This window comes from Bacillus pacificus, assembly GCF_020861345.1.
In the GTDB taxonomy this organism is placed as follows: Bacteria; Bacillota; Bacilli; order Bacillales; family Bacillaceae_G; genus Bacillus_A; species Bacillus_A pacificus.
Genome location: NZ_CP086328.1, coordinates 4,632,371 through 4,655,178, shown reverse-complemented (window position 1 = coordinate 4,655,178; position 22,808 = coordinate 4,632,371). Strand labels below are relative to the sequence as shown.

General features: G+C 35.5%; 16 protein-coding genes and 3 riboswitches. Of the genes, 13 read left to right on the top strand and 3 right to left on the bottom strand.

The window, feature by feature from the left end; all coding sequences use genetic code 11:
• Positions 1 to 12: 12 nt before the first annotated feature.
• A complete protein-coding gene (locus tag LMD38_RS24005) occupies positions 13 to 1,347 on the bottom strand; it encodes an FAD-binding oxidoreductase (RefSeq protein WP_227585335.1) in 1,335 nt (444 codons plus the stop codon).
• A 244-nt stretch (positions 1,348 to 1,591) separates the two neighbouring features.
• Between LMD38_RS24005 and LMD38_RS24000 the strand changes: the two genes are divergently transcribed.
• From LMD38_RS24000 to LMD38_RS23985, 4 genes are all read left to right on the top strand, one after another.
• A complete protein-coding gene (locus tag LMD38_RS24000) occupies positions 1,592 to 3,256 on the top strand; it encodes a glycoside hydrolase family 13 protein (RefSeq protein WP_061182356.1) in 1,665 nt (554 codons plus the stop codon).
• 207 nt (positions 3,257 to 3,463) lie between these two features.
• Complete coding sequence (locus LMD38_RS23995; protein WP_000705540.1) at positions 3,464 to 5,101, top strand: PTS transporter subunit IIBC; 1,638 nt, start codon at positions 3,464 to 3,466, stop codon at positions 5,099 to 5,101.
• 4 nt (positions 5,102 to 5,105) lie between these two features.
• Positions 5,106 to 5,897, top strand: coding sequence for an endonuclease/exonuclease/phosphatase family protein (locus tag LMD38_RS23990; protein ID WP_000771972.1), 792 nt, complete (start codon positions 5,106 to 5,108; stop codon positions 5,895 to 5,897).
• A 305-nt stretch (positions 5,898 to 6,202) separates the two neighbouring features.
• Complete coding sequence (locus LMD38_RS23985) at positions 6,203 to 9,064, top strand: YhgE/Pip domain-containing protein (RefSeq protein ID WP_100634620.1); 2,862 nt, start codon at positions 6,203 to 6,205, stop codon at positions 9,062 to 9,064.
• Between the two features lie 42 nt (positions 9,065 to 9,106).
• Here the strand turns inward: LMD38_RS23985 and topB are convergent, their stop codons facing one another.
• Positions 9,107 to 11,296: a DNA topoisomerase III gene (gene topB, locus LMD38_RS23980; RefSeq protein WP_016716345.1), complete on the bottom strand. Its 2,190-nt coding sequence runs from the start codon at positions 11,294 to 11,296 to the stop codon at positions 9,107 to 9,109.
• Between the two features lie 221 nt (positions 11,297 to 11,517).
• Positions 11,518 to 11,627, top strand: a riboswitch (TPP riboswitch).
• 63 nt (positions 11,628 to 11,690) lie between these two features.
• Between topB and thiM the strand changes: the two genes are divergently transcribed.
• Complete coding sequence (gene thiM / locus LMD38_RS23975) at positions 11,691 to 12,506, top strand: hydroxyethylthiazole kinase (RefSeq protein WP_338083326.1); 816 nt, start codon at positions 11,691 to 11,693, stop codon at positions 12,504 to 12,506.
• 16 nt (positions 12,507 to 12,522) lie between these two features.
• Entirely contained in the window at positions 12,523 to 13,197 is a 675-nt protein-coding gene (gene thiE / locus LMD38_RS23970) for a thiamine phosphate synthase (RefSeq protein WP_061182792.1), read from the top strand.
• 96 nt (positions 13,198 to 13,293) lie between these two features.
• Here thiE and LMD38_RS23965 read toward each other — a convergent pair whose 3' ends face one another.
• The gene (locus LMD38_RS23965) at positions 13,294 to 14,607 is read right to left on the bottom strand and encodes an anaerobic C4-dicarboxylate transporter family protein (RefSeq protein ID WP_061182793.1); all 1,314 of its coding nucleotides are present in this window, start codon (positions 14,605 to 14,607) and stop codon (positions 13,294 to 13,296) included.
• Between the two features lie 283 nt (positions 14,608 to 14,890).
• Positions 14,891 to 14,975: riboswitch (cyclic di-GMP riboswitch) on the top strand.
• Positions 14,976 to 15,117: 142 nt separating this feature from the next.
• On the opposite strand from LMD38_RS23965, the gene LMD38_RS23960 reads away from it, so the two are divergent.
• The 7 genes from LMD38_RS23960 to LMD38_RS23930 all read left to right on the top strand — a co-directional run bounded on the left by LMD38_RS23960 (position 15,118) and on the right by LMD38_RS23930 (position 22,617).
• Complete coding sequence (locus LMD38_RS23960) at positions 15,118 to 16,857, top strand: methyl-accepting chemotaxis protein (RefSeq protein WP_100634617.1); 1,740 nt, start codon at positions 15,118 to 15,120, stop codon at positions 16,855 to 16,857.
• A 61-nt stretch (positions 16,858 to 16,918) separates the two neighbouring features.
• Positions 16,919 to 17,020: riboswitch (TPP riboswitch) on the top strand.
• A 100-nt stretch (positions 17,021 to 17,120) separates the two neighbouring features.
• Positions 17,121 to 17,441, top strand: coding sequence for an MTH1187 family thiamine-binding protein (locus tag LMD38_RS23955; RefSeq protein ID WP_000082897.1), 321 nt, complete (start codon positions 17,121 to 17,123; stop codon positions 17,439 to 17,441).
• The gene (locus tag LMD38_RS23950; protein WP_228920005.1) at positions 17,413 to 18,186 is read left to right on the top strand and encodes an ABC transporter permease; all 774 of its coding nucleotides are present in this window, start codon (positions 17,413 to 17,415) and stop codon (positions 18,184 to 18,186) included. Before LMD38_RS23955 ends, LMD38_RS23950 begins: the two co-directional genes overlap by 29 nt.
• The gene (locus LMD38_RS23945) at positions 18,183 to 19,181 is read left to right on the top strand and encodes an ABC transporter substrate-binding protein (RefSeq protein WP_016716349.1); all 999 of its coding nucleotides are present in this window, start codon (positions 18,183 to 18,185) and stop codon (positions 19,179 to 19,181) included. The genes LMD38_RS23950 and LMD38_RS23945 overlap by 4 nt, the downstream gene beginning before the upstream one ends.
• A complete protein-coding gene (locus LMD38_RS23940) occupies positions 19,178 to 19,927 on the top strand; it encodes an ABC transporter ATP-binding protein (protein WP_227585336.1) in 750 nt (249 codons plus the stop codon). The genes LMD38_RS23945 and LMD38_RS23940 overlap by 4 nt, the downstream gene beginning before the upstream one ends.
• Positions 19,928 to 19,993: 66 nt before the next feature.
• Complete coding sequence (locus LMD38_RS23935) at positions 19,994 to 20,746, top strand: hypothetical protein (protein ID WP_000835394.1); 753 nt, start codon at positions 19,994 to 19,996, stop codon at positions 20,744 to 20,746.
• Between the two features lie 326 nt (positions 20,747 to 21,072).
• A complete protein-coding gene (locus LMD38_RS23930) occupies positions 21,073 to 22,617 on the top strand; it encodes an ABC-F family ATP-binding cassette domain-containing protein (RefSeq protein WP_073530576.1) in 1,545 nt (514 codons plus the stop codon).
• Positions 22,618 to 22,808 lie beyond the last annotated feature (191 nt).

Sequence of the window (22,808 nt, the reverse complement as noted above, 5' to 3'; positions counted from 1 at the left end):
TGTTCTTCCTTTTTACGTATGAAAGGGTGGGATACTTTGTTGAAAACGAAAAACGTTGCAAGGATCATATATGGTTTTCACTTTACGTAATCTTTGAAAGTTAGGGCCATAATAACTAGTTTGCCAATTTTTAATGTCGATATCGGGCCAATTGACATAGTCACCTAGTGTATAAGGATCTAAGCTTTCTCGTAAATCTTTAACCCAGCGTATATTTCGATTTTCTTCATCATCACATTTCCAAGAGGTAATGTATTCTTGCGCAATAATTGCTTTGCGATGGAAATAAGCTGTTTCAGTAGGCGGAATATTTTCAACAGCACCTACGAGCGATTGGTGCCAAATACTCGCATCCTTATTTGGTGCATGTGAAAGAAAATACTGCATGATTTGAATTCCTTTAAGAGGAATAGGTTTATATACGTAGGAACCGGAGCGCTTGAAGTTTTCAGGGATGTTACCACTGTTAAAAAATTCAACAGCCTTTATATAAGGAACTTCATCTATAAAGAGAGAGGGGGTACCAGTTTCAAGAAGAGGAGATAATAAGGAATGGAGTTCAGAGGGAGAGCCAACAAATTCACCTTGTGCTTCAATTTTGTTTTGTTGTTTTGTGAATAATTCAATTGATGAAGTGAGACGTTCGTCTACATAAGGCGCCCAGCTTTGCCAAGCTTGAAAGGCAGCAATAAAATCTTCCCATTCCCATGTAATGGAGAAGATTGATACATTTTTTATAGGGTGTACGCGAAAAGTTAAAGAAGTAATAATTCCGAAGTTTCCACCACCACCACCGCGGCATGCCCAAAACAAGTTATGGTTTTCATGTTCGCTTGCACGAATGATTTTTGCTCCAAATTTACCACATGCTTGTACCATTTCAACTTCTATTAATTGATCACATGTTAATCCAAATAAGCGTGAAAGCATACCGATGCCCCCGCCAAGTGTTAATCCAACAATTCCAACGCTTGCACTTGTACCAGCCGGTATTGTCACATCATAATTCCAAAGCTCTTTATAAACAGTGCCAAGATTTGCACCAGCTTCAATTGTTGCTGTTAATGTATCTGTATGAACAGTAATGCGATGCATTTCACTCACATCAATAATAAGTCCTCGATTTAAAAGAGAAAAATTTTCATAGCTATGACGTCCGCTTCTTAAGCGAAATGGTACATGACGCTCGCGTGCCCATTTTAAGGCGTTACATACATCAGTTTTATTTTGGCAAAAAACAATAATGCAAGGGAGTTTTGGAATACTTAAATTTAAGTTCATTCGGGCTATGTCATAGTCAGGATCTGAAGGAACAACGATACGACCTGTTAATTTTGTTTGTTTCAATTTATCACTCCTTTCTAAAAATAAGCAGTGTTTTTATTAATATATGAAAAGTATATGTAACGTGCGTGGACAAGAGCAGGTGAGGAATGAGATTTGCTCTTGTGAGAAATAAATAAAGCATAAGAATAAGGAATCTACATAGAGTTCAATGAAAACAGTTGCAAACTATTCATATTTTGTTATGATAGTGTTACGAAAACGTTTGCATAAAATTTCCGATGGGATGCAAAAGGAGAGAATGACTATGAATAAAACATGGTGGAAAGAAGCGGTTGCTTATCAAATTTACCCACGTAGCTTTATGGATTCAAATGGTGATGGTATTGGGGATTTACAAGGTATTATTGCAAAACTGGATTATTTAAAAGATTTAGGTATAGATGTAATTTGGATTTGTCCAATGTATAAGTCACCTAATGATGATAATGGTTATGACATTAGTGATTATCAAGATATTATGGATGAGTTTGGTACGATGGAAGACTTCGATGCTTTACTAGATGAAGTTCATAAGCGTGATATGAAGCTTATTATTGATTTAGTTATTAATCATACAAGTGATGAACATCCATGGTTTATTGAGTCTCGTTCATCTAAAGACAATCCGAAGCGTGATTGGTATATTTGGCATGATGGTAAAGATGGTGCGGAACCAAACAACTGGGAAAGTATTTTTAATGGTTCGGCATGGGAATACGATGAAGTAACAGGACAATATTATTTACACTTATTCTCACGTAAACAACCAGATTTAAACTGGGAGAATAAAGAAGTTCGCGAAGTGTTATACGATACAGTTAATTGGTGGCTTGATAAAGGAATTGATGGTTTCCGTGTGGATGCGATCAGCCATATTAAAAAAGAAGATGGCTTTAAAGATATGCCAAATCCAAAAGAACTAAAGTATGTACCATCTTTTGATAAACATATGAATGTGGATGGTATTCAACCTTTATTAGAAGAGTTAAAAGAAAATACATTTTCTAAGTACGATATTATGACTGTCGGTGAAGCGAATGGTGTTAAGATTGAAGATGCTGAGCTTTGGGTTGGAGAAGAACAAGGTAAGTTCAATATGGTATTCCAATTCGAACATTTAAGCTTATGGGATGCAGAAAAGAAGAAAGATCTTGATGTTGTAGGGTTGAAAAAAGTATTAACGAAATGGCAAAAAGGTCTAGAAAATAAAGGATGGAATGCTTTATATATTGAGAATCACGATAAGCCACGTATCGTTTCAACTTGGGGAGATGATAAACAATATTGGCGTGAAAGTGCGACAGCTCTTGGAGCGATGTATTTCTTTATGCATGGTACACCGTTTATTTATCAAGGACAAGAAATTGGGATGACAAATGTTCAATTCCCAAATATTGAAGATTACGATGATGTAGCAATTAAAAATTTATATCGTGAGAAAATTGCAGAGGGTGTATCTCATCAAGATATGATGGAGATTATATGGGCTTCTTGCCGCGATAATTCACGTACACCTATGCAGTGGAACGATGAGATGAATGCTGGCTTCACAACAGGTGCCCCTTGGTTTGGGATGAATCCAAACTATAAAGAAATTAATGTTGAAAAGCAAAAGAGTGAAGAGAACTCTATTTTCAATTTCTATAAGAAAATGATTGCCTTGAAAAAAGAGCACGATGTACTGAATTATGGTACGTACGATTTACTTTTAGAAGATGATCCGCAAATTTATGCATATACTCGTACATTAAGCGATGAAAAAATCGTTGTAATTAGTAATATCTCAAAAGAGGAAGCTGTATATAATGAGGGTTCATTCGCGCTAGAACGCAAACGTTTGCTTTTAAATAACTACGAAGTTGCGGAACATGAACAAGTAACTACAATCACGTTAAAGCCTTATGAAACAAGGGTTTATCGTATTTCATAATAAAAAAGGATGCTCTTAGAGCATCTTTTTTTATGAAAAAAAATAAATTTCTATTGCAAAGTGAAAACGCTTTTATTAAAATAGATTTATGAAAACGGTTGCGTAAAGGGATGAGAACAAATTAAAATGAGGAATCGTTTTCATAAAGGGAACAGAAATTATAATTTAAATCATTATGTTGTTATAAATAAAGGGGAGGAAGAACAGATGAAAATTACGTCTTTTGATTTTTGGCAAAAGTTCGGGAAAGCGTTATTAGTTGTTGTAGCTGTAATGCCAGCAGCTGGTTTAATGATTTCTATCGGTAAGTTAATTGGGATGTCTGCTGGGGATATTAACGCAGTTCATACGATCGCTCGCGTAATGGAAGACATCGGTTGGGCAATTATTACAAATCTACACATCTTATTCGCAGTAGCAATCGGGGGATCTTGGGCAAAAGATCGCGCAGGTGGTGCATTTGCAGCGCTATTAGCATTCGTCTTAACAAACAGAATTACAGGAGCTATATTTGGCGTAAACGCTGAAATGTTAGCGGATTCAAAAGCGAAAGTTTCTTCAGTATTAGCAGGAGATTTAATTGTAAAAGATTATTTTACTTCTGTACTTGGTGCACCAGCATTAAACATGGGAGTTTTCGTAGGGATCATCACAGGTTTCTTAGGAGCTACTTTATATAACAAATATTATAACTATAATAAACTGCCACAGGCATTAGCATTCTTTAACGGAAAACGATTCGTACCATTCGTTGTAATTGTTTGGTCTACAGTAACTGCAATTGTATTATCACTTTTATGGCCATTCATCCAAAGTGGATTAAATGAATTTGGTCGCTGGATTGCAGCTTCAAAAGATAGTGCACCAGTTGTTGCACCATTTGTATATGGAACGTTAGAGCGTTTACTATTACCATTCGGTTTACACCATATGTTAACGATTCCGATGAACTATACAGAGCTGGGCGGAACATATACGATGTTAACTGGCTCAAAAATTGGACAAGTTGTAGCAGGACAAGATCCTTTATGGCTTGCATGGATTACAGATTTAAATAACTTATTAGCAAATGGAGATACAAAAGCATATAACGATCTACTAAATAATGTTGTACCAGCTCGTTTCAAAGCTGGACAAGTTATCGGTTCATCAGCAGCGTTAATGGGTATTGCATTCGCAATGTTCCGTAATGTTGATAAAGAAAAACGCGCAAAATATAAACCAATGTTCTTATCAGCAGCGTTAGCAGTATTCTTAACAGGTGTAACAGAACCAATTGAATTCATGTTCATGTTTATTGCTCCAGTATTATATGTTGTATATGCAATTACAACAGGACTTGCATTCGCATTAGCAGACTTAATTAACTTACGTGTTCACGCATTCGGATTTATTGAGCTAATTACTCGTACACCGATGATGGTGAATGCAGGACTAACTAGAGATTTAATCAATTTCGTTATCGTTTCATTAGTATTCTTCGGTCTGAACTTTACATTATTCAATTTCTTAATTAAAAAGTTCAACTTACCAACACCAGGACGTGCAGGTAACTACATTGATAACGAAGATGAGTCATCAGAAGGAACAGGAAATGTACAAGATGGTTCATTAGCAACAAAAGTTATTGATTTATTAGGTGGAAAAGAAAATATTGCTGACGTAGATGCTTGTATGACTCGTTTACGTGTAACAGTAAAAGATTTAGATGTTGTTGCACCAGAAGCACAGTGGAAACAAAATGGTGCTTTAGGACTTATCGTAAAAGATAAAGGTGTACAAGCTGTATATGGTCCGAAAGCTGACGTATTAAAGTCAGACATTCAAGATATGTTAGGTGCGTAATAATATGAAATTGCTAACTTTAAACTGTCATTCTTGGCAAGAAGAAAATCAAATAGAAAAGATAAAATATCTTGCTAAAGTCATTCAAGAAGAAGAGTACGATGTCATCGCATTGCAAGAAGTAAGTCAGTCGATAGGGGCTAAAAATGTATGCGGTAACAAGAAAGAAGATAATTTTGGACTTTTACTATTAGAAGAGTTAAAAGCGTTATATGTAAAAGATTACAATATTACTTGGGATTTCTCTCATATTGGTTATGATGTGTATGAAGAAGGATTAGCGATTATAACGAAGCATAATGTTGTAAAAGAAGATACGTTCTTTATTTCAGAAAATAAAGATACAACGTATTGGAAAACACGCAAAATTGTAAGTGCAACAATTGCTTATAATGGTAAGAACATCACGTTTTACTCTTGCCACCTCGGTTGGTGGAATGATGAAGAAGAATCATTTAAAGATCAAGTGAATCGTTTGATGGAGCGTGTAGATAGCAATGAACTTTCCTTCTTAATGGGTGATTTTAATAATAACGCTCGTTTGCAAGGGGAGGGCTATGAATATATGATGCAAAAAGGTTTGTACGACACATATGAACTAGCAATAGAGAAGGATGAGGGAACAACTGTCCAAGGTGAGATTGCTGGTTGGGATGAAAATAAACATAATTTGCGAATCGATCTAATATTGTGTAACCGAAGTGAAAAAGTTCGTTCTTCAAAAGTTATTTTTAATGGTACAAACCGAAATGTAATTTCAGATCATTTCGGTGTAGAAGTACAAGTAGATATATAATAGAAGAAATCCTCACAGATGATAAAAAGCTGTGAGGATTTTTTTAGGAATACAAGTATTTCCAAGAGAAAATACTTGTATTTTTTATGACATTTCCTATATATTTGTTATTATTGAATGTAAAACCGATTTGGTCATTTTGTATTCATACTTTGACTGACTTCGTTATATAATGTAGTAAGTCAAAGTTAATGGGAAAAAATAGTTCGTTTCTGGTTAATCCACGATGTAGAAAGTGATATAATTGCAAAATGTATGTATCATTTTCTAAAGAAGGAAAAATATATAATTAGGTGATAACTTCTATGAAACAAATTTGGCGTATTTATAAGACAGATTTACGGAATGTAGCGAAACATTGGGCTGCAATTGTTATTGTTGTAGGGTTAATGATTTTACCATCGTTATATGCATGGTTTAACATTAAAGCTTCCTGGGATCCATACGGAAATACAAAAGAAGTTCCCATTGCAGTTTCTAACCAAGATGCAGGCTCTAATTTAAGAGGAAAAGATATCAATATCGGGAACGAGATTGTAGATTCTCTGAAGAAAAACAAAAATCTTGGCTGGAAATTTGTAGATGAAAAACAAGCAATTTACGGAGTTGAACGCGGGGATTACTATGCAAGCATTACAATCCCAAAAGATTTCTCTGAAAAGATTGCAACTGTTCTGGATGAAAATCCACAGAAACCAGAACTTGATTACTATGTAAATGAAAAGGTAAATGCGATTGCACCGAAAATTACAGCAAAAGGTGCATCAGGTATTACAGAAGAAATTAGTAAAAACTTTGTTAAAACAGCGAACGGTGAGATTTTTAAAATCTTCAATGACCTTGGAATCGATTTAGAAACAAACTTACCAAGTATTGAGAAAGTAAAAGATCTTGTATTTAAGTTAGAAGCGCAGTTCCCAGAAATGAATACATTGATGGATAAGGCGTTAGATGATGCGACTCGAGCAGAGGATGTTGTGAAAGTAGCGCAGAAAGAATTGCCGGTTGTGGAAAGTGTTATTAATGATGGTCAAGAAGCGTTAGGGAATTTAGATAAATTCTTTGCAAGACAAGATCAAACATTGAAAAATGCTCCAGGGACGATAAGAAATGATTTAGTAGCAGCAAAAGGTGTTATGGATAGTGCAGCTGCATTTACTGATTTTCTAATGAATCCAGGTGTAGAATTAAATATTCCTGACTTGTCTGGAATGAATGGATTACCTGAATTCCCAGCGAGACCGGATCTTTCTAAGTTGAATAGTGATGGTTATAAGAGTATAGCGCAAAGTATTAATCAAACAGTAAATAATGTTTTAAGTTCATCACGTGCAGGAACAGCTTATGGGAAAAGTGTTTTAAATGGCTTACAAAATGGCCAATTTGACCCTGAACAAGCAAAGAAAGATTTAAATTCGGTATCAGATAAATTGCAGACTGGTACAGATGGTATTTCATATCTTATTAATTTCTTTACTGAACTTCAGAACTCAGCGACGACTGATTTTGGTCAAAGCTTTTTCAAAGGGCGAGTGGGTCACTTAACTAATGTTAAAAAAGGTATGGAAAATGCAAACAATGGTATTAAAGATATTGTAAATGTTATCGGTACAGGACAAGAAGTAAAGAAAGATGTAACAGATGTAGCGAATCAAAAATTAGATGCAGCAAATGGATTAATTGATCAAGCAGAAAAAGATTACAATGAAACATTTGTAGCAGATTATAAAAAAGCAGTTAGCACAGTAGATCAAGCTAAAGTTGATGCAAATGCAGCATATGACAATGCAAAAGCAGATTACGATAAAGCAAAAAATGGCCTTGAAGGTGCAAAAGCAGATTTACAAAAAGCAAAAGAAGATGTACAAAACAGAGGTATTAACGGTTTAGACTCAACGAAAGTAGCTTTAAATAGTTTAAATGGTCAGTTCCAATCTGGAATCGGTTTAATCGATGATATGATCCCTGTTCTAGAAAGCACAAATAAGGTTTTAGCGGATGTAAATAGTGATAAAAATCTTAATAATGGAATTGCAAAATTAAATAAAGCGAAAAGTAGTCTGCAAAAAGGTGTAGATGCAACGAATAAGGGAATTACACTTCTTAACAATGGACAGAAACCTACAAAAGATGTAATTGAAAGTATTAACAACGCTGCGAAGGGCGGGTCAGCTCAGTTAACAGATGTATTATCGACGTATGATTCAGAAATTGTACCTAATTTCAATACAGCAATTGCTCGTACAAAAGAGATGTCGAAAAATACAACTCAAATTTTAAATGAAGCAGACAAAAAGCTTCCAGACGTTAAAAAGTTACTAGAAGATTCATCAAAAGGCTTAGTAGACGGTAAAAAGAAATTAACAGACATTAAAGCTGACATGCCGGAAACTGAGAAAAAGATTAAAGAATTAGCAGATAAAATTCGTGATTTTGAATCTGAAGAGGATATAAAAGACATCATACGCTTATTGAAAAATGATGTTGAAAAGCAAAGTGACTACTTTGCGAATCCAGTAAATTTAAAAGAGAATAAATTATTTGCGATGCCGAACTACGGTTCAGCAATGTCACCATTCTATACAGTGCTTGCATTATGGGTAGGCGCACTATTAATGGTTTCATTATTAACAGTAGAAGTACATGAAGAGGGCGCGAATTATAAGAGCCATGAAATTTACTTCGGACGTTTATTAACATTCTTAACGATAGGTCTTTCGCAAGCGTTTATCGTATCGATGGGAGATATATTCTTACTCGGTACGTACGTAGTCGATAAATTCTGGTTTGTATTATTTAGTTTATTTATAGGTGGAGTATTTGTTTGTATCGTGTACTCACTCGTTTCTATTTTCGGAAACGTAGGGAAATCGATGGCGATCATTTTACTTGTACTGCAAGTAGCAGGATCGGGCGGAACATTCCCAATTCAAATGACACCAGCGTTCTTCCAAGCAATTTATCCGTTCTTACCGTTCACATACGCAATTAGTGCAATTCGTGAAACAGTAGGCGGAATGCTTTGGGATATCGTAACGCGAGATTTACTTGTGTTAAGTGCTTTCGTAGTAGTTATGATTGTTGCTGCGTTATTATTGAAAACACCAATTAACAAATCAAGTGAAAAATTTGTTGAGAATGCAAAAGGAAGTAAAATTATTCATTAATAATAAAAGGTTCCTACCGATAGAGGTAGGAACCTTTTTTATTTAATCAAATTTTAATTTTTTTAATGCTTCTGCAAATGGGTTATTTAATGGTTCTTCTTCTTTTTTCTGCTGTTTCATATATTTTTGAACGTCGCGCTTATCAGCTTTGTTTCCAGATTCTTTTTTACGTCGCTCTTGGAATGTTGATAATTTCTCGCGATAGCCACATTTACATGCGAAGATTTGTCCAGCACCTTCACCACGTAATTCTAATTTTTTCTTACATTGCGGACAACGAGCGTTTGTTGTACGAGATACATTTTTACGATGACCACATTCACGGTCTTGGCAAACGAGCATCTTTCCTTTTTTGCCGTTTACCTCTAGCATTGGTTTACCGCAATCTGGACAAGACTTTGTTGAAATATTGTCATGTTTATATTTTTTATCACTCGATTTAATTTCAGAAACAATTTCTTTCGTATAGTTTTTCATTTCGGAAATGAATACTTCTTTTTTCAGTTTACCCTTTGCAATTGCCTCTAGCTTTTGTTCCCACTCACCAGTTAATGTAGGTGATTTTAACTCTTCTGGTACTAAATCAAGTAACTGACGGCCTTTTGAAGTAATATGAATATCTTTACCGCGTTTTTCAATTAAGAATGAATTGAATAGCTTGTCGATAATATCAGCACGCGTTGCTACAGTACCTAATCCACCAGTTGATTTTAGCGTATCAGCAAGTTGTTTATTTTGCGTATCCATATATTTTGTAGGATTTTCCATTGCTGAAAGTAAAGTCGCTTCGTTAAAACGTGCAGGTGCTTTCGTTTGACCTGATGTTTGCATAATTAATTTTACAGTTAATGTATCGCCTTTTTCGATGCGAGGTAAAAGTTGTTCTTTTACGTCATCAGTTACATCATCATCTTCAAAGCGATTTTCATATACTTCTTTCCAACCGGCATGTAAAATTGTCTTTCCGCGTGCAATGAATGTTTCATTGCCGACCTTTGTGCGTAACGTTAGTTGTTCGTATTCGAATGCTGGGAATAAAACAGCTAAGAAACGTTTTACAACTAAATCATAAATTTTACGTTCTTTATCTGTGAAGGCTGAGAAGTTAACGTATCCTTCTGTCGGAATAATTGCGTGGTGATCGCTTACTTTACTATCATCAACAAATGATTTATTAGCCTTGATAGGCTTTTGTAATACTTTATGTGCTAAAGGACGATATTCCCCAACGCCGCACGCCTTTAGACGTTCTGGAAGTGTTCCAACGATATCAGATGAAATGTAACGCGAATCTGTACGAGGGTATGTTAGCACTTTATGTTGTTCATACAATTTCTGCATAATGTTTAATGTTTCTTTCGCAGAGTAACCGAACTTTTTATTTGCATCACGTTGTAATTCAGTTAAATCGTAAAGACCAGGAGAGAATGATTTCTTCTGTTTTTTATCAATTTCCATAACAGTAGCATTATGTTTATCTAAACCTTTTACAATACCATCAATTTTTTCTTTATTAAAACTGCGGCTATTGCCATTTGCATCTTGCCAAGTTAGTTTTAATTGATTTGTCGTTTGAGCTTCGATGCCGTAGTAAGTTTGAGCTTTGAAGTTCTTTATTTCATCTTCACGATTAGCGATCATAGCGACAGTAGGTGTTTGCACACGGCCACAGTTTAGCTGGGCATTAAAGCGAGTTGTTAAAGCGCGAGTCGCGTTAAGACCGATATACCAGTCAGCTTCTGAACGTGCAACTGCTGAAGCGTATAAATTGTCATATGCTTTACCTGGTTTTAAATTTGCGAAACCATCTTTAATTGCTTTATCAGTAACAGATGAAATCCATAGACGTTTAATTGGTTTGTTAATTCGAACCTTATCAATAATCCAACGAGCGACTAATTCTCCTTCACGCCCAGCGTCTGTTGCTACAATAATTTCATTTACATCTTTTCTAAGTAGCTGACTTTTTACAGCATTAAATTGTTTCCCAGTTTGTTTAATAACCGTTAATTTCAAACGCTCAGGTAGCATAGGTAAATCTTCTAAATTCCACTTTTTATATTTCACATCATAGCTTTCTGGATCTGCTAATGTAACAAGGTGACCTAAAGCCCAAGTTACAATATATTTACTACCTTCAAGATAGCCATTTCCTTTTTTATCGCACTTCAGTACGCGAGCAATATCACGTGCAACGGAAGGCTTTTCAGCGATTACAACGCTTTTTGACATATTTAAAACATCCTTTCAAATTTCCATACGTTAACTATAGCATACATCTTCTTGAGATTCAGTTTCGCTCCAGATTTGAACGTTTTTTAATGGGATAACATCTGTTTGAAAGTGAATGATCGTGACAGAATATAATATGCACCATGATGAGACTGTGAGAAATAGAAAAGTAAAGAACTTGTTATTTTACTAGAATAAGAGTAGACTTTGAAGTAGATGAATACTAAACACATGGGAGTTTGTGGATACAAACTGAGAGTATGACTAGTCCGTCATTGACCATTTGAACCTGTTGGATAATGCCAGCGTAGGGAGAGTGTAAAAGCACATGTTCAGGCACTTTGCGTACGCGCAAAGTGCCTTTTTGTGTATCTCCCATAACTATAGTTAGGAGATGAGAAGGATGAATATGAAAGAAATTAGTAAAGTAGTGGATTTGGTGAGAGAATCTAATCCGCTCGTTCATAATATTACAAATGTTGTTGTAACAAATTTTACAGCTAACGGTTTGTTAGCGTTAGGGGCATCGCCTGTAATGGCGTATGCAAAAGAAGAAGTGGCAGAAATGGCTAGCATTGCTGGAGCGCTAGTATTAAATATGGGGACACTTCGTCCTGAAGAAGTAGAAGCGATGTTACTTGCTGGTAAATCTGCAAATGTGAACAATGTACCAGTACTGTTTGATCCAGTTGGCGCAGGAGCAACGTCGTATCGAACAGAAGTTGCGAGACATATTCCGGCTGAAATTGAATTAGCGATTATTCGCGGAAATGCAGCTGAAATAGCGAACGTAATTAATGAGAGATGGGAAATTAAAGGGGTAGACGCTGGTGCTGGAAATGGTAATGTCGTAAGTATTGCAAAGCAGGCAGCAGATGAACTAAATACAGTTGCAGTAATTACTGGAGAAGAAGATGTTGTTACAGATGGAGAGCGAACGATTGTTATTCAAAATGGTCACTCTATTTTAACAAAAGTTACGGGAACTGGTTGTTTGCTAACTTCTGTAATAGGAGCATTTGTAGCGGTAGAAAAGGATTATGTAAAGGCAGCGATAGCGGCATTAACGTTTTATGGTGTAGCCGCGGAACTAGCAGCTGCTAAGACAGTAGAAAAAGGACCTGGTAGTTTCCAAATTGAATTTTTAAATCAGTTAGCGAATACCACTTCGGGTGATATAGAGAAGTATGGGAAGATTGAGGTTATATAGTAAGGAGGGAAAATAAATGTCGCGTATTTCAAAGGCAGAAATGTCTAGGTTGTTATCCGTATATTTTATTATGGGAAGTAACAATTGTACGAAGGATCCACTACAAATATTGAAAGATGCACTTGAAGGCGGTATAACAATTTTTCAATTTCGTGAAAAGGGAGAAGGGGCTTTAACAGGAGAAGAACGTATTTGTTTCGCAAAAGAATTACAAGCAATTTGTAAGGAGTATGGTGTACCATTCATCGTAAATGATGATGTGGAACTAGCACTTGAGTTAGATGCGGATGGTGTGCATGTAGGGCAAGAGGATGAAGGAATTACTTCTGTTCGTGAAAAAATGGGGGATAAAATTATCGGTGTATCTACACATACAATTGAAGAAGCGCGCTGGGCAATTGAAAACGGAGCGGATTATTTAGGTGTTGGCCCTATTTTCACAACGAGTACGAAAAAAGATACGAAAGCGGTGCAAGGAACGAAAGGTTTAGCTCATTTTAGAGAACAAGGAATTACAATACCTATTGTCGGAATTGGAGGCATTTCAATTGAAAATACCGCTTCGGTTATAGAAGCAGGTGCGGACGGTGTTTCAGTTATTTCAGCGATTAGTTTAGCTGAATCTGCGTATGAAAGTACGAAGAAGCTAGTAGAGGAAGTGAGTAAGAAGGGGACTTCACACAAATATTAAAGAACATAATGGAAGAATGGACAGTTAAAAATATTTAAACAAACGTTTGATTAAAAAAGCACAAACCCTTTAAAACTTTGGGTTTGTGCTTTTTCTTTAAAACATAATTGAAATTAAGAGCATTCCAATTCCGATAGAAGTGAATGTTGCGATTAGTCCTGGAATCATAAAGCTATGATTTAAAACATATTTACCAATGCTGGTTGTACCAGTACGATCAAAGTTAATGGCAGCAACGATTGTTCCGTAGTTTGGAATGAAAAAATATCCATTTACTGCAGGGAACATCGCGATCAGTAGTGCCGGTGGAATACCGAGTGATAATCCAAGAGGCATTAAAGCACGTACTGTTGCGGCTTGGCTATATAGTAAAATAGATAGAATGAATAATGCGATGGCAAATAGCCATGGCGCACTTGTTACTAGATGCTGAATTGATCCTTGAATCATATTTAAGTTTCCGTTAAAGAAAGTATCTCCCATCCAAGCGATACCGAAAATAGCAACAACTGCTGTTGCCCCCGCTTTAAAGACGTTACCAGACACGATGCTTTCTACATTTGGTTTACAGAAAATAATAATAAGAGCTGCAATCGTTAACATAACCATTTCAATTGTGTTTGGCATGGAAAGACGGGCTAACTTCCCATCAACTATCCATCCTGGACGAAGTACTTCAAATGAACCGAGAAGTACGACAAGAAAAGTTCCTACTAGGAAAAGGATAACTGATAATTTAGCGCCTTTTACACCAACAAATTCTTTTTTCTCTTCAATCTTAGGAATCATTCCTTCTTTTAATCGTTTTAAGTATTCAGGGTCTTCATTTAATTCTTTCCCCATTTTGCTAGCAACAAATGCAGCTACCATACAAGCGATGAAAGTAGAAGGGATACTTACTTTTAAAATATCTAATAAGGTGATTTTATAGTCAGCTAACATTGCTAAAAGTGCAACTGTTGCAGCTGATATAGGACTAGCTGTAATTGCTTGTTGGGAAGCAATTACGGCGATTGACATTGGTCGTTCTGGTCTAATCCCAGATTCGCGAGAGACTTCTGCGATAACAGGAAGTACAGAATAAGCAACGTGACCAGTTCCTGCACAAAGTGTAAATAAATAAGTAACAATTGGAGCAAAGAATGTAATGCGCTTTGGATTTTTTCGTAATGCTTTCTCAGCCAGATGAACAAGGTAGTCCATTCCACCAGCAGCTTGGAGTGCACCAGCAGCTGTAATTACTGCTAAAATCATAAGCATTACATCAATAGGAGGAGCTGTAGGTTGTAAGTGGAAGACGAAAACAAGTATTGCCATACCAACGCCACCCATTACCCCTAGACCAACTCCGCCTAGGCGTGCGCCAATAAAAATGCAGAGTAGTAACGTAAGAAATTGTAGCCAAAACATGATAAACTACCTCCGAAATTCATTAGTTAAGATATATTCGAATAATTTAATTTGAATGAAAATTAAAATAAATACTCAAAACAATCCTTGTGTTATATACATTTTTTATTATATAACACAAGAAATGTAACATTCACGTACTTTGTTAAATTATTTCGAAAAAATAATACATTAAAACTTTGCATTTGCATCTCTAAATAGGTAGACATTTTAATTTTTATGTTGTAATCTTTGATAGAGAACAATGTAATTCTCATAGAACTCCCATATCGTTCAACTCGTTCAGCGAGAAAGGCAAACTGGTGGAAACATTAGGACGCAAAACTACAGGAGCTAAGGCCGAAAGGCTACGCTAGCCAGTTACCGGACGGATAGGGTTGGTCTTGACCAATGCTTTTTCATTGGTCTTTTTTTTATTTGCGAACAAATGAGAAACCTTATCAGCTGTTGATAAGGTTTCTATTTTAATAGTTTTCCTTTATATTAAGTTAATTAAGAAAGGTGATGTTGATGAAAAAATATTGGCACAAGCTATCATTTCTTCAAAAGAATGTATTGTTAACTGTGCTAGTTATTTTGACGCTTGTTGGTACTATGGGAGCGTTAAGTTTTAACATGTTTCAAAATAGCATGATGTCTATATTTGAAAGGCATTCCTTTGAAACAGGAGATACGGTATTACATAAATTAGACGAACAAATGGTGAGAGATGTTACAAAAGACCCAGTAGCACAAAGAGAAAAGAGAGAGAAGTTAACAGAGAAATTAGATGAAGCAACGGAAGAATTGAATAGCGTTGGACAAATCTATATTGTTGGAGCAAAAGAAAACGAAAAAGGTGAGTTACTAATCGTCGATTTGTCTACAGAGTTAGCAAATGTTGTTGAAGTAAGGCCGGGAGAATATTATAAACAACCAGATCTTTGGATGAAAGCATACGATAAGGTAATGAGCACGAAAAAGGCAAATATGACAGAAGTATATGAGGACGTATTAGGAACATGGGTAACGATATTAGAGCCAATTAAAGATGGAGACGGAAATATTGTGGCAATTGTTGCTGCCGATGTAGATGCCTCTATTGTTCCTATTACAAAGGAAAAATTCATTATACAAGGTTTAATGTTTATTTGTATTTCTGTTTTAATTGCAACTGTTATTCAATTCTTAATCGTACGTAACGCACTTGCTCCATTGCGGGATTTACGTGAAGGATTACGCAGAGTTGGTGAAGGTGATTTAAGTATTAAATTAGAGGAAAGACCAGATGATATTGGTATTATTAATGCGTATTTTAATAATACCATCGAGAAGTTTAAAGGAATTATAGATAAAGTAAAGCAGACAGCAGAACAGGTTTCCGCATCTTCACAAGAATTGTCAGTGAGTACGAAAGAAAATAGCATGGCAGTCCAAGGAATCGTAAGTTCTATAGTTGAGTTAAGGGCTGGCGTTCAATTGCAAGAAACGTCAGTACCAAAGTATTTAGATATTGTATATGAAATGGAAGATAGGATGGAAGAGATCACTAATATTGCAAAACAAATGACGAAAGAGTCTGAAGGTACGAAGCATCATTCAGAAAAAGGAAATGGTATTATTGAACAGACGATGAATCAAATGAACATAATACAAAATGCAGTACAAGATTTATCTTCTATCATTTATTCTTTGGAAGTAAGATCAAAAGAAATTAGTGATATTGTAACTGTAATTACAAGTATTTCAAATCAAGCGAATTCGCTAGCTTTACATGCTACTATTGAAGCTTCACGTGCTGAGGAAACTGGAGAGGGATTTGCCGTTGTTGCTGATGAAGTGCGTAAATTAGCAGAGCAGACGGAAGCATCAGCAAAAGATATAGCAAAATTAATAGGGGAAACACAAGCCGGAACGGAAGAAGCTGTTGTTTCAATGCAAAAAACCTCAAAAGAAATAGAGTCTGGAATGAAACTTGTTGAAAGTAGTGGTGCTTTCTTTGAAAAAATTTCGAAATCAGCACAAACTGTTACCAATCAAGTTGGAGTTGTTTCTAGCAATTCAAATAATATATTGCAAAATAGCCAAAATATTGTTCGTGTTGTAAATGAACTATCACTTATTGCAAATAAGTATGCGAATAGTAGTAGTAATGTTGAAGAAAGTATGAAAGAACAGGAAATGTCTGTACAGGATATTGCTGAATTAGCCAGTTCTTTAAGCTGGCTCTCACAGGAGCTACAAGAGTTAATTGGGGAATTCAAAAGTTAAATGAAATGATTATACATGCTTTTGTTTGTTCAATAAAATAAATCATGCTACAATGAAAACGAATTAAGGACCGGGGAGCCAATTGGCTGAGAGGATGTGAGCAAACATCGACCCTCAACCTGATCTGGATAATGCCAGCGTAGGGAGTTACTTAAAGTGATGTAGCATATGTTATTCTATAATAACTTGCATACAAGGCTTTCCTACGCAGTAGGAAAGCCTTTTCTTGTTTTAAAATTTAATTTCATAAGGGGGATTTTACTATGTCACAACAAGTTACAATTTCGTTTTCAGTAGTACCACAAGCAAAGAACAAAGACGTGTATTCTGTTGTTGATAAAGCGATTGAGGTTGTACAACAATCGGGAGTTCGTTATGAAGTAGGGGCAATGGAAACAACGCTGGAAGGAGAATTAGATGTACTTCTTGATATCATTAAACGGGCACAACAAGCTTGTGTGGATGCTGGAGCAGAAGAAGTGATTACTTCTATTAAAATCCATTATCGTCCAAGCACTGGTGTAACGATAGATGAAAAAGTTTGGAAGTACCGTGATGAATATGCAAAACCAGAAGCAATCTAAAATAATTACAGCAATTTGGCTTATCCTTCTCATTGCGATATGGGAAGGATCTGTTTCATTATTTAAAATTGAACCGTGGATTTTACCGAAGCCTTCTGCCATTGTTCAAGAATTAATTGGAATGAAAGATTTACTATTACCGAATACGATGCAGACGCTGCAAGAGGTTATAATTGGACTTTTCTTTGCGATTTTAATTGGGACAAGCATTGCAATTCTTATGGACGTTATCCCTTTATTTCGTATTTTAATAAATCCGTTGCTTGTTATTTCGCAAACGATTCCAATCGTTGTACTTGCACCGTTATTTATTATTTGGTTTGGATATGGAATGCTACCGAAAGTAATGGTAGTCATACTCGTTTGTTTCTTCCCGATTGCGCTTAGCATTTTAGAAGGTTTTCAAACGGTAGATAAAAATATGTTGAAGTTGTTGCAAACGATGAAGGCAACGAAATGGCAAGTTTACCAGAAAGTAAAGTTTCCAGCAGTGCTTCCATACTTTTTCTCCGGTTTAAAAATTGCAGTTACATATAGCCTAATGGGAGCGATTATTGGAGAATGGCTCGGTGCCAGTGAAGGATTAGGAGTTATGCTTACAAGGGCTACGAAATCCTTTTTAACAGCCCGAGTATTTGGTGTTGCAGCAATTATTGTTATGGTGACATTATGTCTGTATTTTATCGTGGAGTTTATGGCAAGAATAACAGCACCATGGATATATAGAAAGGACGGCAGAAAATGAAAAAAGGTTTAAAAGTTATGTTGGCTGCCTTATTAGCGGTAGGTGTGGCTGGATGTAATCCGGCGAAGAAAGAAGAAAGTGCAAGTAAAGATCAAAAAGTAAAAGTAGTGCTAGATTGGTTTCCAAATACGAATCATACTGGCTTATATGTAGCGAAAGCGAAAGATTATTATAAAAAGCAAGGCTTAGATGTAGAAATTATTCAGCCTGGTGATAATGTGACGGCAGAGCAAATGATAGCTTCAGGAAAAGCTGACTTCGCAATAAGCGCGCAAGAAAATGTAACGTTGGCTCGTGTGGAAGGTATTCCTGTTGTATCAGTAGGAGCGATTATTCAGCATAATACTTCAGCTTTTGCATCGCTTAAGAAAGATAACATGAATTCGCCGAAAGATTTTGAAGGTAAACGTTATGGTGGCTGGGGAGGACCAGCGGAAGAAGCTACATTAAAGACAATTATGGAGAAAAATCAAGCCGATTTTAATAAAGTGGAAAAAATCATCTTAGGACAAACAGATTTCTTTAAATCAATTGGTCGTGATGCAGACTTTGAATGGATATATTACGGATGGGACGGTATTGAAGCGAAGCGCCAAGGAAAAGAGTTAAATACGATTATGGTGAAAGACTTAGACCCAGCGCTTGATTTCTATAGTCCTGTTATTATTACGAGTGAAAAACATACGAAGCAAGATAAAGACTTTGTGAAAAAGTTTATGAGTGCAACGACAGAGGGGTATAATTTTGCAATTAAAGAACCGAAAGAAGCTGCTGATATTTTAATTAAAGCCGTTCCAGATGTAAATAAAGAGTTAGTACAAGAAAGTCAAAAATGGTTAAGTACGAAGTATCAAGATGATGCAAAAGCGTGGGGAGTACAGAAGGAAGAAGTTTGGACGAATTACATGAATTTCTTATATGATAACAAAGTTATTAAGAAGAAAATTGATGTGAAAGATGCCTTTACAAATGAGTTCCTTCCAAGTGAAAAATGAGCGGATTAAAAATAAAAGATATTGTGAAATCTTTCGATGGAAAGAATGTATTAGCAAATATTAGTGCTTCTATACGAGAGGGAGAGTTCGTTTCTTTTGTAGGACCGAGTGGTTGCGGGAAAAGTACACTATTAAATATGATCGCAAATGTTGAAAATCCAACAAGTGGAAGTGTAACGTATAACGATAAGCAAATGCAAGAGCAAGATGTTGTAAGTTATATGCCGCAGCAGGATTTATTACTACCGTGGCGGTCAGCTTTGCAAAATATCGTCCTTCCGTTAGAAATTGAAGGAAAGCCAAAAAAACAAAGGCTAACAGAAGGATTGGAAGCATTAAAGCAGTTTGAACTAGATGAATATGCAGACCATTATCCAGATGAATTGTCTGGTGGTATGCGTCAAAGAATTAGTTTTCTGCGCACATATTTATGTGAAAAGCCAATTATGTTACTTGATGAGCCTTTTGGTAAATTAGATGCTTTTACAAAAATGGAAGTACATAGCTGGCTTTTAAACTCTTGGCACCAAGAGAAGCAAACAATCGTTATGGTTACACACGACTTAGATGAGGCAATCTTGCTTTCGGATCGCGTATTTATTTTATCCCAAAGACCAGCATCAATAGTTGGTGAGGTACAAGTGAAATTACCTAGGCCGAGAACGATGGATATGTTAACATCACTTGAGTTAAAGAAGGATAAGGAAGAAATTTTGAGAGTATTAGCACCTTATATGAAAAAATAGAAAAAGTCTTTTAACAGTTTTTAGTATAATTACTGTTAAGAGGCTTTTTTATATAGGGGGAGAAAGATGAAATCTATAGAGCAAATAGTGGATGAATTAACAGCAGATAATCTCGAAGAAGGAAAATCTTTATTAAAAAATCATATTTTATTAATGAAGTATGGTATGGAACATCATGAATTAAACGAAGAAGAAATGACAGAAATTTTAAAGTGGGTTCAAGGCCGGGATCAATTGAGAAAAGATGTTCCAGAATTACGTGATTTACATTTAATTAAAAAGTTTCAAGCGGTATTAGATGAATTTATTCATTCAATAATTTTAAATGGTTATGTAGAAGACGCGGTAGAAATTCTAGAGAGTGTATTAAAAAGTATGGGGGCAGTCGCTCATATTGTAAAAATTATGTTTATTGGCAAAAGGAAAGTTAATAGAAATTCTTTAGAAATGGTAGAAGAGTTGAAACGAGAGTGCTACAACTTAATGGAACAGCGTGCTGCTGTCGGGTTACATGCTCAAATCTTTCACGTTTTAGGTTTCATTCATTCGGTTCAGTTTGATTTAGAAGAAAGGTCACAGGAACATGGGCGAAGTGTAATAGGATTTTTAACAGATTTTAAAACGAATGAATTGAAGTCTGTGCAACAATTTCAAACTGAAGATCATATCCCAGAAGTGAAAAATATAGTGAGTAAAGAGTATGGGATAGAATTACAAAGAAGAATTTATATGTGGAAATCGTTAACAATTATCTTTACAAGTCCATATGCATTAGAAAAGATGTATAAAGAAATTTATGCAGAGAACGATAAAACGTAGAAGGAACAAAAAGAACAATAGAGAATAGAATATAAAAGAGTAGTTTATACTCTTAATATAACGAATGTTAAAGGAGTGAAAGGATAAAATGACTTTATCAACTGTTCTTCAAATGGTTTTAGCTTGATAAGGGAGAAGTCTGCCCATTTTTATCGGTTAAGCTAAATTGAAGACAGCAGGTAAAGAACCTTAATCCTTTTTTACGATAATATGTAATGGGTAAGGTGTATTCACCTTACCCATTTTTTATATGCACAATTAAATAAGGCTTTATACTGTTGCTCTCTCTATTTAGCTTATGGACTATAAGTAGAGGAGAGAAAAAAATGAGTATATTAACGGTAGAAAATGTAAGTCATTCGTATGGTGAGAAGACCATTTTATATAATGCATGTTTTCGATTATTGAAGGGCGAACATGTTGGGTTAGTAGGGCAAAATGGAATTGGAAAATCAACATTGTTAAAGATTTTAACAGGAGAACTTATACATGATGAGGGGAATATTGAATGGTTTCCTCATGTGAAGGTAGGTTTTTTACAGCAGCATATAGATTTACAAGAAGGAATTACAATTGAGGGATACTTGCAAAGTGCATTTGCTGATTTGTATGTGATTGAATGCGAAATGTTAAAAATTGCTGAAGAAATGAATGGAGCAGGAGAAGTAGAAAAACTGTTAGTAAAGTATGGAGAATTACAAACTATATTGGAAAGCTCTAATTTCTATCACATTCATACAGAAGTTGAAGAAGTAGCAATCGGTTTAGGTTTATTTGAAATAGGTTTGAAAAAGGATGTATCGAAGTTAAGTGGGGGACAGCGAACAAAGTTATTACTTGGGAAGCTTCTTTTAGAAAAAGCTGATGTTTTATTACTAGATGAGCCAACAAATTATTTAGACACAGCCCATATAGAATGGTTGCAATCGTATTTGAGACTATATGAAAAAGCTTATGTAATCATTTCGCATGACGAATTATTTTTGAACAGTATTACAAATGTTATTTTTCATCTAGAAGGAGGGAAAGTGAAGCGATACGTAGGAAACTATGAAAAGTTTGTACAAAGTTATCAAGTGCAAAAGAAACAATTGCAATCGGCGTATGTGAAACAACAAAAAGAAATCTCTCAGTTAGAAACGTTTATTCAAAAAAATAAAATTCGTAAAGCGAAACAGGCTAAAAGTCGAGAGAAAGTATTGGAGAAAATGCAAAGGATTGAAAAGATTCATCCTGTACCTCGATCCCGTTTTGATTTCAATGTTTATGAGGAGCCGGTGAGTCGTATATTGCAAGCTGAGAAACTAAGGATAGGTTATAGTGATCCGTTATGCCCAGAGTTGAATTTACAAGTGAAAAAAGGAGAAAAGATAGCGATTATTGGTCATAATGGAATTGGAAAAACGACGATGTTAAAAACATTATTAGGTCAAATTAAGCCGCTAAGCGGTTCCATTTCTGTTGGAGAACGAGTAAACCCTGCGTATTTTGCCCAGGAAGAGTTTGCTTCAGAAACAACACCCTTAGAGAAAGTTTGGGCAGAGCGACCAGATATGACAAAGAAAGAAGTGCGCCAAGCATTAGCGAAGTGTGGATTGAAAGAAGAACATGTATTAAAACCTATTCGTTTATTAAGCGGAGGGGAACAAACGAAAGTACGTTTATGTGAACTTATCGTAAAGAAAAGTAATGTTTTAATTTTAGATGAACCAACTAATCATTTGGATATAGAAACAAAGAAAGCGTTGCAGGAAGCGCTACAACGATATAAAGGAACCGTTTTACTTGTATCACATGAGCCTTCTTTTTATGAAGCATGGATAACAAAAGTGTGGAATATAGAAGAATGGAACGCTGAACAATATGAATAAAGAAAAGGCATTAGCTTGTATAAGCTAATGCCTTTTCTTTGTGATTAACATGATTTTCGAGAACTCTTACATGAGAATTGTATGAAGAAGCACTCTTATGGTGCGCTTATAAGCGTGCTTTTTCTTTTGTTATGTTTATATTTATAATAATACTAGATGCCTTTCCCTAATAGGCGACTATCTTTCTTTAT

What these genes read in the sequence shown, in the direction of transcription:
- thiM (WP_338083326.1), top strand. Translation starts at nt 11,691, where the DNA reads ATGAGAAGGATGAATATGAAAGAAATTAGTAAAGTAGTGGATTTGGTG.
- LMD38_RS23985 (WP_100634620.1), top strand. Translation starts at nt 6,203, where the DNA reads ATGAAACAAATTTGGCGTATTTATAAGACAGATTTACGGAATGTAGCG.
- thiE (WP_061182792.1), top strand. Translation starts at nt 12,523, where the DNA reads ATGTCGCGTATTTCAAAGGCAGAAATGTCTAGGTTGTTATCCGTATAT.
- LMD38_RS23950 (WP_228920005.1), top strand. Translation starts at nt 17,413, where the DNA reads ATGAATATGCAAAACCAGAAGCAATCTAAAATAATTACAGCAATTTGG.
- topB (WP_016716345.1), bottom strand. Translation starts at nt 11,296, where the DNA reads ATGTCAAAAAGCGTTGTAATCGCTGAAAAGCCTTCCGTTGCACGTGAT.
- LMD38_RS23990 (WP_000771972.1), top strand. Translation starts at nt 5,106, where the DNA reads ATGAAATTGCTAACTTTAAACTGTCATTCTTGGCAAGAAGAAAATCAA.
- LMD38_RS23940 (WP_227585336.1), top strand. Translation starts at nt 19,178, where the DNA reads ATGAGCGGATTAAAAATAAAAGATATTGTGAAATCTTTCGATGGAAAG.
- LMD38_RS23935 (WP_000835394.1), top strand. Translation starts at nt 19,994, where the DNA reads ATGAAATCTATAGAGCAAATAGTGGATGAATTAACAGCAGATAATCTC.
- LMD38_RS23960 (WP_100634617.1), top strand. Translation starts at nt 15,118, where the DNA reads ATGAAAAAATATTGGCACAAGCTATCATTTCTTCAAAAGAATGTATTG.
- LMD38_RS23945 (WP_016716349.1), top strand. Translation starts at nt 18,183, where the DNA reads ATGAAAAAAGGTTTAAAAGTTATGTTGGCTGCCTTATTAGCGGTAGGT.
- LMD38_RS23955 (WP_000082897.1), top strand. Translation starts at nt 17,121, where the DNA reads ATGTCACAACAAGTTACAATTTCGTTTTCAGTAGTACCACAAGCAAAG.
- LMD38_RS23965 (WP_061182793.1), bottom strand. Translation starts at nt 14,607, where the DNA reads ATGTTTTGGCTACAATTTCTTACGTTACTACTCTGCATTTTTATTGGC.
- LMD38_RS24000 (WP_061182356.1), top strand. Translation starts at nt 1,592, where the DNA reads ATGAATAAAACATGGTGGAAAGAAGCGGTTGCTTATCAAATTTACCCA.
- LMD38_RS23995 (WP_000705540.1), top strand. Translation starts at nt 3,464, where the DNA reads ATGAAAATTACGTCTTTTGATTTTTGGCAAAAGTTCGGGAAAGCGTTA.
- LMD38_RS23930 (WP_073530576.1), top strand. Translation starts at nt 21,073, where the DNA reads ATGAGTATATTAACGGTAGAAAATGTAAGTCATTCGTATGGTGAGAAG.